An 18593-nucleotide genomic window follows, 5' to 3' on the forward strand; every position below is an offset into this window, starting at 1 on the left:
CCTTTTACATCGATATTATTTATAGAAATAATATATCACCAATTTATTATAGTGTTTTTTATCATATAGCATCTTAGTACTTTTCATTAATATAACATCTTTAATTGGTTATAAAAAAGGCAAAAAGGTCAATAATAGATTTCTCTATTATCGACCTTTCTTTTGATATAACTATCAATTAGTCTTCTACGTAGATATAATCGATATTTGAACCGCTCTGAACATAGCAACGATCATTTCCATCTTTTGCTTTTGTCTTTTTCTTCTGAACAGTACCAGAAGTATTAACTAATTTATATTCGATTTTTCCTGCTTTCACTTTATCGTTATCAATCTTCCAAGCTTCTGACCAATCAGACTTTTTCTTATCTATTGTATCAGCGTCACCTAAGAATTCATTTTTTGTAATATCATCAATAAACTCATCAGTGTCAAGAAGTTCATAGGTAACCGCATCTGCATCTTTCTTGTTAATCTTAATAACAGAATATTTGTCATCTTTATCTGCTTTCAGAAGCATACCAGACAAATAATACTTGTCATCAGATTCACCAGTTTTTCCTGATCCTTTAAAGCTTCCTGATTTGTTGAACATAAAGCGGAAAGATTCTCCATCAATACTAACATTCTGTTTATTAGTCTTCATAGAACCATCATTACCATCGCCGAAGTAATAAGCATAGTATCCTGCCTCATTTAAATCATTTGCACTATTAAGGAAGTTCTCTTCAGTATCAAACTTAGTATCATCAATGCTGTCATCATCTAAAATAGCAGAAATCTTTGTAGAACTTACTCTTCCAGATTCAGACACTTCGAACCTAATGAATTTAAGACCAGATTTCATTCTTCCATATTCATCAAATGCATACTTCTTACCATTGATAGTCTTAAGTTCAGAAGCTACTAATTTACCATCTTTATCAGAATAGTACCAGAAATCTTCATCATCGTTATATTTTTTTAACTGTAAGTTTTCATCTGGAACTACCTTAAACCAACCCTTGGTTACTCTAGCGCCATCTTCTGGTGAACCATAGTATCTCCAATTATGGCTATACTCAGCATCACCCTGAGAAGCAGTACTAATGCCCAGAACTGAAGCATCAGCTAAGGTTGCTCTTTTAACATCTGTGGTATCTGTTGTTGGATCTGCATCATAAATAACCCATTCAGCGTTCATACGACCATGCTCATCAAAGCCATATTTTTTACCATTAATTGTTTTGCCTTTTTCGCCAGCCATCTTTTTACCATTGCTCTTGAAGTAGAACCAACGTGTCTGATTTTCATCATCATAAACATTTTTGCTAGAGTGTCCGGTAGAATCGCTATTATAACCATCATCTTCGATTTCAATTTGTACCCAGCCACTTGCCTGTGCACCGTCATTTTCATCTCCGCAATAGTACTCGCCATTATCTTTCTGCCAAGCATCATCACCAGTTTTTCTTTCGCCATCTTTTCCAATCCAACCAAATAGCATTTTGCCTTCATCATCAAAAATGTATTTTTTGCCATTAATTGTTTTGAAAGAAGCTGTGGTATTTGAACTGGAAGACTTATAAGCCTTTCCGTTAGCACCGAAGTAATACCAATGATTTAATGGTTCATCATCATCACTACCACCATCATACTCCTCATTTTCTACAGAAACCCATTTGTTGGTTACCATAGCACCACTTTCATTTACGTAGTAGTAGTTATCTTCATCTTCTACGATAGCATCAGTTGTCATTTCACCATCTTCATTAAGATAGAACCAATTGTCTCCTGATTTTGCCCACTTCTCTGTTACATGATCTCCGCTCTTATCATAGTACACCCATGTACCATTTTCTTCCTGCCAGCCCTGAGCTGCGAAAGAAGACATGGAAGCACCTACTGCAAGCAATGCTGCTGTAGATAAAACAGCAACTAACTTTGTCTGCTTTTTCATAATTAATGCACTCTCCTTTTTTCTTTTTGAAATATTTTCTGAAATTCCTAATAGCATTACGAGGTAATTATACTTCCTATAATGGAAATTATCAATACTTTTTTTACTTTTTTTGCATATTTTTCAAAAAGCAGAAAATATTTACATTTCCTCCAGAAGCTATCAATTCCTCCATCACATGGAACAGTATAATACATTTTGGGAAAAAATACTATAACATTTCTCTGTTCATTTTCTTACATAATCTTTACGAAAATGGTTTTAACTGGTAGTTTTGTATTATTCTTCATACATGAAGGGGGTTATGAGGCTTTTATGGCAATTATTATGGTGGTTTTATGGTATCTCCCGGTTCCATAGGCGTTTTTTCTTTCTGTTGATTTTTGCTATTACAATGGTATAATGTTCATATAAAACTTGCATCATGTTAAATTTGAACAACTTTTTAAAATACGGAGGTCTTACTGCTATGGATCGTAATGTCATTATCTGCCGCTCAATTCTTGAGAATCCTTTGGTTACTCAGAGAGAGCTGGCGAAGGAACTTCATGTTTCGCTGGGCACTGCCAACAGTCTTGTGAAGGAATGTCTGGAAAAAGAACTGATCCGGGCTGGGAAACGAAAAGACTCTTATGAACTGCTTCCGCAGGGAGAAGCGCTGCTGGAACAGCATAAAGTTGATGGAGCTGTTATTATTGCTGCTGGGTTTGGATCCAGGTTCGTTCCTTTGACGTTTGAAATGCCTAAGGGACTTTTGGAGGTGTTTGGGGAACGGATGATTGAGCGTCAGATCAGACAGCTTCATGAGTCGGGAATTACGGATATTACAATTGTCGTTGGCTATCTGAAAGAAAAGTTTGAATACCTCATTGATAAATATCAGGTAAAGCTTCTATATAATCCTGAATATTCCAAGAAAAATACACTGGCAACGATCTATCATGCAAAAGAACTATTTTATGGTAAGAACATGTATGTACTCTCTTCGGATAACTGGATGAGACATAATATGTATCATGCTTATGAGGGAGGTGCCTGGTATTCTTCTTCTTATATAGAAGGGGAAACTTCTGAGTGGTGTCTGGATTATAATAAGAAAGGACGAATTCTTGATGTATTTGTTGGGGGAAAGGATCAGTGGGTTATGTATGGTCCTGTGTATTTCTCCAGTGAGTTTTCCAGGCAGTTTCTTCCGGTGCTGGAAGGATATTATAATCTTCCTGGTACGGAACAGTTTTATTGGGAGAATGTTTATATGGAGATGCTGTCCGGAGATGCTGCAAAAAGGCTTCCCCAACTGCCCGAGGCAAAGAAAGACATTGAACTGTATATAAACCGCAGACCGGCTGATGAAGTATATGAATTTGAAAATCTGGAAGAATTACGGCGTTTTGATGTTAAATATCAGCGTCATTCTGATAATGAAGCCATGGAACTGCTTGCAGAGGTCTTTCATGTTCCGGAATCAGAGATTACGGAAATTCGTTGCCTGAAAGCCGGAATGACAAATAAATCATTTTTATTTAAGGTAAAAAACCGCCAGTATATCTGCCGGATTCCTGGACCGGGAACAGAACTTTTAATTAACCGGAAAGAGGAAAAAGAAGTCTATGATGTTATAAACAGTTTGGGGATTGCGGAACATGTTATTTATTTCAATGGGGATACCGGATATAAGATTGCAGAATTTTATGATGGTTCCCACAATGCAGATGCCAAAAATATAGAAGAGATGAAACGTTGCATGGAACTTGTCCGCAAACTTCATGGGCTGGGATTAAAGGTGGATCATTCCTTTGACTTAAGAGAGCGGATTGATTTTTATGAAAAGCTTTGTAAATCTCATGGCGACATTTTGTTTGAAGATTATGGGAAGGTACGGGGACAGATCAATGAGTTGTTGGAACGACTGGATCAACTGGGGCATGATAAGGTTCTTTCTCATCTTGACCCCGTAGTGGATAACTTTCTATTTCTTCCAGATGGAACCACGCGGCTGATCGACTGGGAATACGCGGGTATGTGTGATCCTCTGGTGGATATTGCCATGTGTGCCATCTATTCTTATTATGACGAGGAAGAGTCAGACCGGTTGATTGAGATTTATCTTGAACGGAAGCCTACACCGGAAGAGCGGTTTACCATTTACGCTTATATGGCATTAGGGGGATTGTTATGGAGTCTGTGGGCGGTGTATAAGGCAGCGCTTGGAGAGGAATTTGGAGAATACACCATCATCATGTACCGCTATGCCAAAACCTATTTTAAGAAGTGCAGCACAATTGTATTAGAATGACATTTATGGAAATTTGTCTGCAAATCGTAATAAAATGTTTAGGTATTCTTTCCTATCCTATGCTATAATGGCAGTATCTGTAAAAAAGCAATGCTAGAACAGGAGGAAGAAAACGGTATGCGATACGGAAAAAAGGCGGCAGCATTTTTGCTGGCCGGACTTATAGGGACCGCCTCCCTGATACCGGCCGGGTCTGCCTGGGCTGCAACCGGCTGGGTTTCAGAAGGTTCCAATTGGAAATACATTGACCAGGACGGGTCTGCTCATAAAGGTTGGGTAAAAACGGCTGATGGCACCTATTATTTTCTTGATCTCTCCAACGGCTATATGAGTACCGGCTGGAAGCAGATCAATGGGAAGTGGTATTATTTCCATTCCAACGGAGCCATGGCTACCAAGTGGATACTAAAAGACAAAAAATATTATTACCTGTTTGACAGCACTGGTGCTATGGTTACAGGATGGCTGAAGATCGGGAATGATTACTATTATATGAAGGGCGATGGCTCTATGTCTACCGGCTGGCGGGAGATGGATGGCGGCTGGTATTATTTTAAAGAAGACGGCAAATGCGTCATCGGATGGGGAAAGATAGGCAACGACTGGTTCTATTTTGGCTCTGACGGCAAGATGGTGACGGGCTGGAAACAGATTGAGAATGCCTATTACTACTTAAACCTGGATGCAAAGTCTGTTCTCGGTAAGATGATGACTGGCTGGCTTAGTGACGGTACCAACAAGTACTATATGGATACAGGCAGCGGTAAGATGGCTCATGGCTGGAAACAGGTGGATGGCACCTATTATTACTTCAACGAATCCGGTCATATGATGAAAGGCTGGATTCAGGTTTCTAATGTTTATTATTACCTTGATCCGACTACCGGGAAGATGGCGGCGAATACCACTCTTACCATTGACGGAAAGAGTTATACCTTTGCTTCCAACGGAGCGTACCAGGGGAATAATGGAACGCCTTCTGCCACGACTCCTTCCAATACAGGGAATCCTTCTGGGACACCTTCTGGTTCCGGCAATACACCGGGAGGATCCGAATCTTCTTCCGGAACGATTTCAGGGGGACCGGGAGAAGGTTCTCCGAACCCTTCTGATAATGGAGTATATGAGCTGGCACCCGGACTAACCGGTGGTCCTGGCTGACCGATCTGATTCGTATCTGTGTGGGTATCTGCACCTCGGCGCAGATACCCATATTTTTATATTTTTTCTATGGGAAGCAATGGTATTTACCTATTACATATATTCATAAGGAGGCTTTGTTGTGAGACACAAAAAGATACTCATGCGGTTTACCGCAGCAGCGTTATGTACGTTACTTGGATTGTCGGCGGGATTTTATCCTGCTACGGATTCCTGGGCAGCAGGGTATGCACGGATTAACGGTCATTACCAGATGCGGGATGGCACTGTGCTGGACCAGGTTGTTGCAAGAGGAATTGACGTTTCCCGTTGGCAGGGGAACATTGACTGGACAGCGGTGGCGGCTGATGATGTAAACTTTGTTATGCTTGGCACACGTTCAAAAGGGGCTGTCGATCCTTATTTCCATACCAATGTTAAAGGAGCTTCTGCGGCTGGGTTAAAAGTCGGTGCTTATATCTATTCACTTGCTACCACTCCTGATATGGCAAGGGAGGAGGCTGACTTTGTTTTAGATCTGGTGAAAGATTATCCCATCTCCTTTCCCATTGCTTTTGATGCGGAGGACAGTGCTACCCTTGGAAGTCTTCCCCCGACTCAGGTAAGCGAGATTATCAATGCTTTCTGTGACCGTATTGAAGAAGCTGGTTATTACCCCATTGTTTATGCCAACGACAACTGGCTGAGCAATAAGATTGATTTATCTAAGATGAAGCGTGATGTGTGGGTTGCCCGGTATGAAGCAAAGCATAAATATGCCGATCCGATTATGTGGCAGGTAACCAGTACCGGGGCAATTCAGGGAATTAATGGCAATGTGGATATTGATTTCCTCTATAAGGACTTAACTCCGAAACTTCCAAAAAACCTGTGGAGAACCATTGGAGGAAAGAAGTTTTATTATCAGAACTATTCCATTCAGAAGGATTCCTGGATCAATGACGGAACCGGCTGGTATTATATGAATGGAGATGGGCTGACTTCTAAGGGATGGTTTGAAAAGGATAGCCAGCGTTATTTTCTTGATGAAACTTCCGGTAAGATGACCACTGGCTGGAAAAAACTTTCTGATAAATGGTATTTCTTCAACGGCGGCGGTGCTATGAATACAGGCTGGCTCCAGGAGAATAGTTCCCGTTATTATCTGAATGCTGACGGTTCTATGGCAACGGGTTGGATTACCCTTGACGGCAAGAGTTATTACTTAAACGAATCAGGTCCTATGGCAACAGGCTGGAAGAATCTGGACGGAAAATGGTATTACCTGTTGGAAAACGGTGTCATGTCCACCGGATGGCAGGATTTGAACGGAAAACGGTACTATTTAAACAACAACGGAGTTATGGCAACTGGCTGGTTTACAGAAGGAAACTCTAAGTACTTCCTGGCAGACAGCGGAGCTGTGACAACCGGTTGGGCAAACCTTGATAACAACTGGTATTATTTCAATACCAACGGAAATATGGCAACTGGCTGGGTGAATGTTGACGGTTCCTGGTATTATCAGGCGGCTGATGGAAAGATGCAGAAGGGCTGGCTGGAAGATAAGGGTTCTAACTATTATTTAAGCACTTCTTCCGGCAAGATGACCGAAGGCTGGAGACAGGTGGATGGTTCCTGGTATTACTTCAATCAGGGCGGTGCCATGGCAAAGGGAATGACCCAGGTAGATGGAAAATATTATTACTTAAGTCCTTCTGACGGCAAGATGGCTGTTTCCACTACGTTTGACTTAAATGGAACTTCCTATACTGCAAATGCTGACGGTGTCTGCACTGTAACACCACAGGAAACCCAGGACGGACAGCAACAGGAAAGCCAGCCGGCGAACCAGAACAACACTGGAGAGAAGCAGAATGATTCTGCTGAGACAGCGGCTGAATCCACCTCTCCTTCCGGAGAAGTCGGACCTGGAATCGGGTTAAAATAAAAAATACGCCTTGAAACGGGATTTCAGCCCGATCAAGGCGTATTTTTTCACTATTTGTTTAAGTGTTTATTTTGCAACAGATTTTTTAGAACAGAACATTCTCCACAGGAGGTTCTGTTTTATTGCTGGTTATCCACATTTTTAGTCTCTCCCACAATATAAATGGGTCTGTCTTTTAATTCTGAGAACAGAATCGCAATGTAATTTCCAATAACACCTACGATTAAGAACAACACGGCAAACATAAAGCAGATCAGAACAATGATGGTTGCGTAACCATTGGGTGTACCGACTCTTGCCCAGCTCCATATGGTGTAGACCATCATAAGCAGTCCTAATGCTACTGCACCGAAACCGGCATAGATTCCTAGCTTTAAAGGAAGGTTGGAAAAACACATAATGGTATTTAAAGAAAATGTAATCAGTTTTTTGATGCTGTATTTACTTTCTCCTGCAACCCTTACTCTTGCCTCATATTCGATGGTTGCCCGGTTAAAACCGATATTCTGGACATATCCTCGAAGAAAACGGACCTTTTCCCTGTAGTTATCTTTCAGCACCTTTGCCGCTTTTTTGGAGATTGCAAAGAAGTCAGAAGCATTGGGCTCAAACTTTACATCGGAAAGCACATTGATCAGCCGGTAAAAACAGGAGGATGCAAGATTCTTTAACCAGCCTGCGGATTCATTTCTGGTGCGCACCATATTTATAACATCATAGCCTTCTGTAAACTTCTTAACGATCTCAGGCAGATATTCAGGAGGATGCTGGAGGTCTGCATCCATGCAGACAATCCCGTCCCCTTTGCTGTAATCAAGCCCTGCAATCATCGCCGCTTCATGGCCGAAGTTCCGGGAAAAACTGATGACTTTTACTTTGGAATCTGCAAGAGCCAGACCTGTCAGTACAGACATGGTGCTATCCTGGCTTCCATCATTGACAAAGATAAGTTCGTAATCCCAGTCTAATTTATTTAAAATATGGGACGTTTCCTCATAAAACTGTTTGAGAGCCAGTTCTTCGTTGTAGCATGAGACTACGACCGATAATGTTTTTTCCATATTTCTGCTCCTTATGCAAATACCTTTTTCTATTCTCCCTATTCATGGAAAATACTGTACCCATTTTCTTTTAAAATCGACAGTGCGCTTCGCACTTTTTCCCCGCTATCTTCTCTGTTTTTTCGGTACTCAAAATTGTCTCGAAGCTCTTTGTCTGTGAGCTGCTCAAAATCACGGGCAAGTTTTGCTCTTTTCTCATACGCTTCCAGACGGTAAGGCGCCTTTTTAATCTCAACGTATGTGGTATAGATGTTTCCTGTCAGAAACAGAATACAAGAACCACCGGCTGCCAACCGAAGAAATAGATGCTGTCTTTTTTTCTCTTTGGCCAGCACAAGGGCAAAGGTCAGAAGAATTCCTATAATCCCAGTCTGAAATTGAAGGGCATACCGGGAACTCATTCCATAGTTTTCCCTTAAAAAAAACCATCTGGAAAATAGGATAAGAACATGGTTTAATCCACCGGATACCAGTAAAATGGCAGGAAATAAGGTCTTTTTGTAGAGACGGTACTTCCAGTTATACCAAAGGGCAAGGATGTAGATGACGATTACCAGAAGCCCCATGATAATAAAAGGAAGATTCCGGTGAAAGATCTCTTCTGCTCTCTCTCCTTCTATGATCATAGAGGAAAAAGATTTAATAAAAAATCGGACAAAAAAACCAGGGGTGTCTTTTAACTGTTCCAAAAGAGAGGTGCCTGCATAGTCTGCATGATCATCCACCACATAACTGTCGCTCCATAAGTATAAAAGTAAAGGGATGAGACCACTGATTCCATACAGAGCGTAATTGAGTTTTCCTTTGCCCTTTTTCAGAAGAAAGAGTATTCCACAGGTTCCAATAATGGTTACCGAATAGATTGCACAGTATGGACCTGCCACCAGCAAAGTAGTCGCAAAAGGTAATGCCACAAGCCTTAAAGAGTCATAAGGTTTCCCTTTTCCATTCCATACCCGATCCAAAACCTCATAGTGATAATAGAAACAGGCAAAAGATAAAAAATGAGTCCAGCCGCTTCCATTGGTCAGCATCTCCCATTTGTTCAGGCTGAAAAGTACTGCCATAACAACAGCAAACCAGAAAGCAGACACTTTCTGGCACAGGCTGTAAGATGCAATTACCATGCCGGACAATCCCAGTGCAAGAACACCCAGCACCCGGTCAAACATGGTATTATAACCAAAGAAAATCACATTTACAATTCTTCCCAGATAATTCAGAGGTATTCTGGTCAGAATATCCGGGACGAAAAATTTATCCGGATTGTATATATCGGGAAGATAGCTGTTTACCAGACGGATATAATCCGAATAAACACCGTCACAAGACGCTTGAAAGATATACCATAATCCAAATAAGGTTCCCAAAAGGGGAAGGAAATAATATAGATATTTTCGTTTCATGTCTTCTCCTCTTTTTTATCTAATTGGTACTGATATCCGCAACAACACTTAAATGAGTTCTTCCTCTCTGCTCGGTTGCTTCATGATAGTAAAAATTGCTTTCAAATCTTATTTCCGACGCCACAGAAGGAGGAACATCAAACTCTGCCTGAACGATGCTGGCGCTGATGGGAATAACCCGCTCTTCGCTTCCGTTAACCGTTACCGTTATATGTTCAAGTCCTGTTATCTCTCCCGGATAGTAGAATTTAACATAGAGTTTTCCTTCTTTTCCTGCTGTAATTCTTGCCTTGGCACTCTGATCCAGCCAGCCGTCTTCATAGCAGCCATAGATCCGTTCAAATTTTAAATTGCGGACAAAGTCTGTCACATCCTGAAACGAATTATGAGCCGGCTCTTCCCTTAGCACCAGCATATTGGGGGTAATCAGACCAATGGAATTCATAGAATCAATACGAGTGACTTCTGTCCCTTCTGCCAGCCGCTTCTTATCAAAGGTCTTAAAGAAGGTGTCTGCAGTGAACTTACTCATCTTGTAACTGTTTCCAATGATATAAATCTTCTTTCCAAACAGGTTGTCTCCATATTTTCCATAAGTTTCTTTTGCAAGGGAATTATATCGGTTCTGGGAAGGCCAATAATACAGATTGTCGTATTGGGTCCGGTAAAAAGACTCGATCGGGAACATCAGAATTCCGTATAGAAGAAACAGTCCGCAATAGAGAAGGGGTCTTGTTAAATTAGCCCTTGTTTCCTTTTTGGGTACGGTTACACCGCACATATAAGAAGCGAAGAGCCATGCTGCTGTCATTGACACATAGATCCATCTGGTCTCCACCCGTATGGTCACGCTGGAGGAACCGATGCAAAGAGCAATAAACAGAACAAACATACCGGTTATTTTCAGCCTTTGCTTTCTTTGGCTCTTTTCTCTGACTAACACAACAAGAAATACTGCAGTCATAATAAGAAGAAGTAAGTCTGCCACTACAATAAGAATGCGGACCCACACCGGAGAGGCACCCCAGCTCATTCCGCTTAGATGTTCTGGTCCGGTATTGATTCCAAAGATATAGAGAACCTGGCTCATGGCATAGCGGATAATTCCTGTAATCGTAACAGTATCCGCAACGTTAGTGCCTCCGGTTCCGGCAGGAGATATACTTCCAATGGCAAAATAACGGATCACCTGAACAAGAGCAAAGACTCCGGTCACCAGAAGCCATGGAGACTTCTTCCGTTCCTTTTTCATAAGGAAAACTGCGTAGAAAAAAGGTAACAGAACCATATAACGCTCATGGATAAAACAGATGCAAAAATAAAGAATCATGGAGACAGGAATCAACCGTTTTTCTTGTTTTTCCTCCGTGAGATACCGGTACAGGCAATAAAAGATTCCGATGGCTGCCCACAAAGCCAGGCTTTCCATCAGACCGTATACCTGACCGATCTGATAATAGGACATTCTGGAAAGCAGATATAAAATTCCTCCCACAAAACCCATAGTCCATCTCCCGGACAGCCGCTTTGCAAACCGGTATACGGTATAAGCAATGCAGACATTGATCAATATGTTGATGGGGACAAACCAGCCGATATGCCTTCCCACTACCATTAGCTCCAGCCAGGCAGCCAGATTATAGACAAATCGGAACCGGGTGCTTCCCAGGGGAAACACAAATTCCCAAAATGACTGTTCTCCGTAGCAGGACCAGAGATAAAGATCATCCATATACAGACCTTTGATCTCAATGCCTCTGTTTATGAAGAAAGCAAAAGCCAGTAAAAGTATGACTGCAATGACTTCATCTTTCCATATGGCTTTTTCTCCTATCTGTTGTCTGTCTTTCATCTTATCCTCCTGTATTATAAGCTTCTGTTTAGAAAAAACGCTCTTCCAGCATCAGGCACAGGGCGTGGTATACGGGAAGGTGCAGTTCCTGGATCTTAAAAGTCTCTGTCTCGGGCACTACCACCGATACATCTGCAGATTCTTTTAGCTGACCGCCGTCTTTTCCGGTAAGACCGATGGTTTTCATTCCAAGAGCTTTGGCGGCTGCCATGGCATACATTACGTTTTTGGAATTGCCAGAGGTGGAGATTCCAAGAAGCACATCTCCTTTTTTTCCATAACCATAAGTCTGCTGGGCAAATGCCAGATCTCCATCCACATCATTGGCATAAGCAGTGGAAAGAGCAGAATGACCGGTCAGCGCAATGGCGGGAAGACCGCCCTGAAGCTTCTCTGCCAGTTCTTTTCCCCTTTGAGGGTCTGCCTGTATGAGCCTGTCTGCAAATGCTTCTGAAACCTGCCGCCTTTTTACAAAGCCTTTCATAAGCTCTCCTACGATGTGCTCTGCATCGGCACAGCTTCCGCCATTCCCGGCGATCAGGAGTTTTCCTCCATTTTTATAACATTCCTCTAATATAGTATAGGATTTCAAAATCTCATTCTTTACGCTGGAAAGACTTGGATACCGTTGTATCAGTTCATCCAGATAATTCATTGGTTCCATTGGGCTTCTCCTCTCTGGAAATGATATAGTCAGCAGCTTCTTTCATGGTTTTTGCATAAAAGTCAAAAGCCCTGGTTTTCTCCGTAGCGCTCATGCCTTCACACACTTCTTGTCCATAACCGGTTCCAATTAATATGGGAGTCACACCATAATTTTTACCTGCCTGTGTATCCAGAAGCTTATCACCAATCATAAAAGAATGTGTCTTATCCACTGAAAAATAAGCCTCTGCCATCTCAAACATTCCGGTCTCTGGTTTCCGGCAGTGGCATTTTATTTTATAGGACCCGATTCCATGCACCGGATGGTGGGGACAATAAAAAAAGCAGTCAATGGCTGCCCCCTGTTCTGCCAGACGCTCATTGAGTACCTGGTGAAGGGCTTTCACATCCTCTTCTTGATAATAACCTCGTGCCACACCTGCCTGATTGGTGACCACAACCAGTTTAAATCCATGGTTTTTTAAACGGCAAAGGGCCTCTGCTACGCCCGGAAGAATTACAAGGTCTTCCGGGCGGTGTAAATATTCTACCTCTTGATTAATGGTTCCATCACGGTCTAAAAATACAATTTTGTCCATCGTTTTTAACTCTCCTGCCTGTGCTTACAGGTTAAAGTGATATTCTCCTCCCGGAATCTTGACTTTGACATCAGAATAATCCCAGCGTTTTTCGTCAGTGATCCACGCCTGGGCTCCTCTTAGTTCAAAATTCCAGTCAGTAAGCTGTCCGCCTGCGGCTTCCATACGGGCTGCCACTTTATGGCGTACATTATAAGGGCAGTATACCAGTAAGAATCCGCCGCCGCCGGCTCCTAATAATTTGCCTCCCAGCGCTCCCGCTTTTAATGCTTCTTCGTACAGCTCGTCAATCTGTGGAGTTGTGATCTTACTGCTCATTCTCTTTTTGCTTTTCCAGCCGTAGTCAAGCAGCTTTCCAAAACTGTATAAATTTCCTTTTAACAGCTCATCTTTCATGGCATAAGCCAGGGCTTTTACTTCGCACATGGCATCAAAGGGGTCTTTCTTTTCATAGTTCTTTACCTGGTCTTTGATAATGTTGGCAGATACATGGATGTTGCCAGTATAGCAAAGAAGCAGGTTATATTGAAGTTCATGAATGATTTCTTTTTTAATCCGCAAAGGATTGACCACCACATTGTTGCGCCCATGAAATTCAATGAAATTGAATCCGCCAAAGGTTGCCGCATACTGATCCTGATATCCGCCGTCAATCTTTAAGTCTTCCCGCTCTACCTGATATGCCAGATCAGCCATGGCATAGCTGTCTAACTCCACGCCTTTCCATTTTGCCATTGCAGTCAGAAGAGCTACCATAACAGTGGAGGACGTGCCAAGACCTGAACCTGGAGGCGCATCGCACTGCAAATATACTTCACAGCCCTGTTTGATCTCCATGGCTTTTAGTGCTGCTGTTACCAGATCCAGCCTTCCGTCATATACATAGTTCTCTCTTGTATTGTATTTGACTGTCATATCAAAGTCAAGGGAGTGGACAATGATCTGATCATCCTCCCTTGGAACGATGGAACAATAGGCATATTTATTAATGGTGCTGCCAATAATGGCACCTCCCTGCTGATCACAAAAAGGAGCTACATCGGTTCCGCCTCCTCCAAAACTTACTCTGAGAGGGGCTCGTCCTCTGATTATCATATGGTCACCGTTCCTTTCTCCACATCTTCTATAAACCGGTAATAGTCTTCCGGCACGCCAATATCAATAAAATAACCGTCATTGACAAAACCGCCCAGTTTTTTTCCCTCTAAAAGCCAGCCTGGAATCATCTCATGCTCCAGAGATACTTTTCCCTCCGGAATCTGTTCCAGAAGGGAACGGCGGAGATAGTAAATACCGCCATTAATGGTTCCTTGACTGGAAGTGTCTGTTTTTTCATCAAAGGTCTTTAACCAGCCGTCTTCCAAAACTGCCTGTCCGTAACGGGATACGTCTGAAACTTCTCTTAAGACCAGAGCCATATCCAGATTCCGTTCTTCACTGAGAGACACAAGCCTGGTGTAGTCAATCTGGTAAAAGGTATCTGCATTGAGCACAAGAAAACGGTCGTCTGTAATCAGCTTTCCGGCATTTTTAATGGCTCCCGCTGTCCCTAAGAGTTCTTCTTCATAGGCATACGATACTTTTATATCCCATGAGGAACCGTCTTTAAAATATTCCTCTACCATAGAGCCTTTATAGCCTACAGCAAAAACGATCTCTGTAACTCCATGTTTTTTCAGTTCCAGAACTACATATTCCATAAAGGGTTTATTCCCGATTAATGCCATGGGCTTTGGTCTGTCACTTACAACTGAGCGAAGTCTTGTACCAAGACCTCCTGCCAGTAAAACTGCCTGCATATCCCGTTCCTCCTGTTTTTAACTGAAGTCTTCTCCTACCACACTCCATGCCGCATCAATGCTGTGATATCTGCGGATGTAGTCCTGTGTATTCCGGCACATCTGTCTGCACCGCTCTTCGTCCTGGTAGAGAGAAAGCACTTCCTGTGCAAATTCTGCCGGATCATCTTTGATTGCCATAACCTGCTCTGCTTCCGGAATTCCTTCTGCACCGATGGAGGTGGTGACAACAGGAGCACCGTGATATAGAGCTTCAATGACTTTTCCCTTTACTCCTGCACCATAGCGCAGAGGTACTACCACAATCCTGCACCTGGCATACAATTCTGCCAGTTCTTCTTCTGAAACAAATCCTTTGACAATAATTCCATTGCCGGGCTGTTGAAGCGCTTTTATTTCCTCAGTTACTTTTGATCCTACAATGTAGAAATTCATCTGTAATACGTCCCGGATCAGAGGAAATATCTCCCTTGCAAACCAGAGAACCGCATCTTCATTGGGGGGATGTGCAAATCCACCAACAAACAAAAGCCCTTCCCTCTCTTGAAAATCTTCCGAAATGTGGGATAAAAATGTTTCAAAGACATAAGCCACAATTGCTTTTACCGGTATGGAAGGTTCAATCTCATGAATGGCTTCCCGCTCCACATAAGAGGGATAGTAGGAAACCGCAGCTTTCTTCATCAGACGCAGTTCCATGGATTTCCAGTATTCCGAAGCTTCCCGTTTCTCAGGATTACCGGTCAATTCATACTCTCTGCCTTCCCGTAAAAAGTGAAGGTCATGTCCATAATAAATCACTTTCATGGAAGTCTTGTTTTTTATGAAGTCTATATATTTTGCCGCAATATGCGGACGATTTAAATAAGCGAAGGAGATGTCATCTCCATGATCTTTTAACCAGTCCCAGATCTTTGCCTGAAATTCTTTTCCGTAGAGAATTTCAATCCCCATCTGCTGGAGCGTGGTAGAATAAGGTTCTTCATGGAGGAAGTTATCCCCAAGAAATTTTACAACGTAACCTTTTTCCACAAACATCTGAAGGTACTGGTAAGTGGTCTTGGAACCAGCATCCCGGTCATAGGTGGGAACGTAATGGTCAACCACCAGGAGGATGTCTTTGTTCTGGCTTCTTTCCCTGGCACGGAACGGGTCGGGGCTTCCGTTGTTCTCACTTTGTCTTTTAAATTCTTCCGCCCATTTTTCCCTGAGCTTTAAGCTGTTTTCCACCTGATACCGTTTTAACCCGGTGCCGTTGACATCCGTGCCGTTTGATACGCCTTCAAAGTGAATGACTTTGGAAAGAGGCTGATAAACCACACGAAGCCCTGCCTTCCGCACTTCAAACGCAAGATCGGAATCTTCGCAGTAAGCGGGGGCAAAGCGTTCATCAAAACCGCCGATTTTTTTCCACAACTGGGTGGATAATAAGATGGCAGCACCTGAGATGTAGTCCACATCCTTGACATAATTATACTCTGGTTTTTCCGGATCGTCTAATCGCCCGTAATTCCATCCGGAACCGTCGCTCCAGAGAATTCCGCCTGCCTCCTGAAGCCGTCCGTCAGGGTAGACCAATTTGGAACCGACCATACCAATGGTGGAATCGGCTTCAATTAAATTCACCAGACTGGAAAGCCAGCCTTCTGTTACCTGGGTGTCATTGTTTAAGAACATGACATATTTTCCTCTGGCTGCTTTCGCCGCCTGATTGCAGTTTCTTAAAAAGCCCTGATTGGTCTCATTTCTGCAGATCACCACATTCTCGGTGAATTTTAATAATTCCTTTGTGGCATCACTGGATACGTCATCCGCAATAATCACTTCATAGACCACATCTTTTGTGTGTTCCAATATGGAAGCGAGACAGGCATAGGTATAATGAATCTGATTGTATACAGGAATTACAATGGAAACCATGGGATGACCTTCTTTGATGAAACGAAGCTTCCCATGGGTCCGGTACTGCTCCCCGATCTTCATATCTCCTTCTATTAAGTTCCTGCCCTCTTCTGTGGTATAAAGCCGAAAGGATTTTACCGGGTGAAGAACGGTGTTTTTGGCGTAATAGAAGTACTTGCGCCTTCTTGTGCCTTCTGGAAAACGGTCGTTGAATATCCGCTTTACTCTTCTGCCTGCCCGGTAGAACAGCGCTTCATGCCGTCTTAACCGGTCTATGATCTGCTGCATGTTCTCACAGTCCTGGCGGAGGGTTGTAATAATCATCTCCTGGTTGGTCACATGATTATCGGTAAGACGTTTGATCTCCTGCTGCTTTGTGATGGTTACATCCTTTTCGTGAAGTTCTGCTTCCATCTGGGCAATTTTTTCATGGGTTTCGTCTATGAGGTCTGAAACCTGATACATGTCTTCTGGAATGGCATGGGTTTCGTGCATGTAATTAACCAGATAAATCTGCTGGTTCTCTCCATGAACATATTCCTGGAAATGGCATTCCATCCGGGCATAGGTCTCCAGACGGCCTGCTTCCACACCGGACTCTTCCATAAAAGCTTCCAGAGATTCATAAGACAGGATACTCTTATACTGCTCGTAGAAATAATAAAGAACCCGGTACTTAATAAACGTCACTGGAACAGGAAATGAAAATACCCATTCATAATCCAGGCAGTAAGGACCATCTTCTGTTAACATAATATTTTCAAAAAGGCAGTCAATGTTGGAAGTTTTAAATGCCCAGTCTCTCAAAATGGCATCATCCGCATCAGACAGATCACCGAATACACGGACAAATTCCTCTGTCATACGGAACGGGAACATAAAATCATCTTTCACCGTAAAAATCGTGGAAAGCGCATCTTCCATACAGGTTACGGGAACGATTCCATCGAGAACTTCCTTGCCCAGAAGTTCCGATAAAGTCTCCCCCTTTAAGAATTCAAACCGGGCTGTCCGTCCGTCCGGGCTTATGGAAACTTCCGCTACCTTTAACTTCTGGTTCTGCTCTTTAAGACTGTTATACTTTCCCTCCAGAGACCGGATATGTCTGACTCCTTCATCTCTTATGGCAGTTTTCTCCACAAAAGGAACTCCATCTTCCTCCACCAGACTGGTGCGGATCTGGAATTCTTCTCTTCTGGTTTTGTTATATTTTACAAAATTAATCTTTTTCATCACAGCTCCAAATGGTTAAAAATGAATTGGCAAATACCTCAAACTGTTTCCCCTCACACACCTCATCAAACATTTTTCCCAGATCAAACCTCAGATATTTGGGATAGTCATATGCCAGAATCGCATGAGTTAAATCTCCTTTTGCAGGCAGATAAGATTCAGAATATATGGTTACCGGCAATTTGTAATCAGGCATGGGATAATAAAACACTGCCTTTCCCTTCCTTCCATCACTGCCCCGCAGAAGCTCTGTAAGCTCTGTCTTAGACAGCCGTACCTCATCGGCTGGCGCACCTGCCTGATACTTTAGTCCCAGCCGGTTGCAGACAGCGATAATCAGCTTACCACCTGGTTTTAAGAGAGTTCTGGCTCGTTCTATCTGCTGTGCTGCCGGTGCTTTTAAAGAACCAGCAAACACAATATAGTCAAAGGTTTCCTCGGAAAGAGCGTCAAAGTCTCCATTTACATAATGGATATTGGTCCGTTTCTCATGCCGGAGCCGGTTAAAGGAAAGGTTATTATGACAGGAATCCAGAACCGTTACATGACTTACTTTCCTGCTGTATAAGCCTGTCATGGCACCGTAATCAGAACCGATCTGAAGCAGGGAAGCACCTTTATCAAATTCATACCATTCCAGCAGATTCTCACGGATATCCGAAAGTGCATACAGATAATCCAGATTGGGATTCTCCTGCAAAAGCCTTTTTTTGTCCCCCTGATACCTCTGATACAGGCTCCTGATCTCAGGACTTAAATCATTCATCAAT

13 protein-coding genes are annotated in these 18593 nt (G+C 42.6%); 3 read left to right on the forward strand and 10 right to left on the reverse strand.

Features of this window, described 5'->3' with window-relative positions:
* Positions 1 to 178: 178 nt before the first annotated feature.
* Entirely contained in the window at positions 179 to 1939 is a 1761-nt protein-coding gene (locus tag FAY33_RS14130; RefSeq protein WP_143321878.1) for a cell wall-binding protein, read from the reverse strand.
* 469 nt (positions 1940 to 2408) lie between these two features.
* Here FAY33_RS14130 and FAY33_RS14135 point away from each other — a divergent pair, with 469 nt between their 5' ends.
* The 3 genes from FAY33_RS14135 to FAY33_RS14145 all read left to right on the forward strand — a co-directional run bounded on the left by FAY33_RS14135 (position 2409) and on the right by FAY33_RS14145 (position 7326).
* Positions 2409 to 4235 (forward strand): phosphotransferase, encoded by a 1827-nt coding sequence (locus tag FAY33_RS14135; protein ID WP_143321879.1) that lies wholly within the window; start codon positions 2409 to 2411, stop codon positions 4233 to 4235.
* A gap of 117 nt (positions 4236 to 4352) precedes the next feature.
* Positions 4353 to 5396, forward strand: a complete 1044-nt coding sequence (locus tag FAY33_RS14140) for a cell wall-binding protein (RefSeq protein ID WP_143321880.1) — start codon at positions 4353 to 4355, stop codon at positions 5394 to 5396.
* A gap of 121 nt (positions 5397 to 5517) precedes the next feature.
* The gene (locus FAY33_RS14145) at positions 5518 to 7326 is read left to right on the forward strand and encodes a GH25 family lysozyme (RefSeq protein ID WP_143321881.1); all 1809 of its coding nucleotides are present in this window, start codon (positions 5518 to 5520) and stop codon (positions 7324 to 7326) included.
* Positions 7327 to 7445: 119 nt separating this feature from the next.
* On the opposite strand, the gene FAY33_RS14150 is transcribed toward FAY33_RS14145, so the two are convergent.
* The 9 genes from FAY33_RS14150 to FAY33_RS19975 are packed head-to-tail and all read right to left on the reverse strand — an operon-like array spanning position 7446 to position 18589.
* A complete protein-coding gene (locus FAY33_RS14150; RefSeq protein WP_143321882.1) occupies positions 7446 to 8387 on the reverse strand; it encodes a glycosyltransferase family 2 protein in 942 nt (313 codons plus the stop codon).
* A gap of 38 nt (positions 8388 to 8425) precedes the next feature.
* Positions 8426 to 9793, reverse strand: coding sequence for a hypothetical protein (locus FAY33_RS14155; protein ID WP_143321883.1), 1368 nt, complete (start codon positions 9791 to 9793; stop codon positions 8426 to 8428).
* A gap of 19 nt (positions 9794 to 9812) precedes the next feature.
* Positions 9813 to 11645: a glycosyltransferase family 39 protein gene (locus FAY33_RS14160; RefSeq protein WP_143321884.1), complete on the reverse strand. Its 1833-nt coding sequence runs from the start codon at positions 11643 to 11645 to the stop codon at positions 9813 to 9815.
* A 28-nt stretch (positions 11646 to 11673) separates the two neighbouring features.
* Entirely contained in the window at positions 11674 to 12309 is a 636-nt protein-coding gene (locus tag FAY33_RS14165; RefSeq protein WP_143321885.1) for an SIS domain-containing protein, read from the reverse strand.
* Complete coding sequence (gene gmhB, locus FAY33_RS14170) at positions 12284 to 12889, reverse strand: D-glycero-beta-D-manno-heptose 1,7-bisphosphate 7-phosphatase (protein WP_143321886.1); 606 nt, start codon at positions 12887 to 12889, stop codon at positions 12284 to 12286. The genes FAY33_RS14165 and gmhB overlap by 26 nt, the downstream gene beginning before the upstream one ends.
* Positions 12890 to 12913: 24 nt before the next feature.
* Positions 12914 to 13984 (reverse strand): GHMP kinase, encoded by a 1071-nt coding sequence (locus tag FAY33_RS14175; RefSeq protein WP_143321887.1) that lies wholly within the window; start codon positions 13982 to 13984, stop codon positions 12914 to 12916.
* Positions 13981 to 14688, reverse strand: a complete 708-nt coding sequence (locus FAY33_RS14180; protein WP_143321888.1) for a nucleotidyltransferase family protein — start codon at positions 14686 to 14688, stop codon at positions 13981 to 13983. The genes FAY33_RS14175 and FAY33_RS14180 overlap by 4 nt, the downstream gene beginning before the upstream one ends.
* Before the next feature lie 18 nt (positions 14689 to 14706).
* Positions 14707 to 17823 carry a glycosyltransferase gene (locus FAY33_RS14185; protein ID WP_143321889.1) on the reverse strand — a complete coding sequence of 1039 codons (3117 nt, stop codon included), beginning with the start codon at positions 17821 to 17823 and terminating at the stop codon, positions 14707 to 14709.
* Complete coding sequence (locus FAY33_RS19975; RefSeq protein WP_143321890.1) at positions 17810 to 18589, reverse strand: class I SAM-dependent methyltransferase; 780 nt, start codon at positions 18587 to 18589, stop codon at positions 17810 to 17812. The genes FAY33_RS14185 and FAY33_RS19975 overlap by 14 nt, the downstream gene beginning before the upstream one ends.
* Positions 18590 to 18593 lie beyond the last annotated feature (4 nt).

This window comes from Clostridium sp. HBUAS56010, assembly GCF_007115105.1.
Lineage (GTDB): Bacteria > Bacillota > Clostridia > Lachnospirales > Lachnospiraceae > Lacrimispora.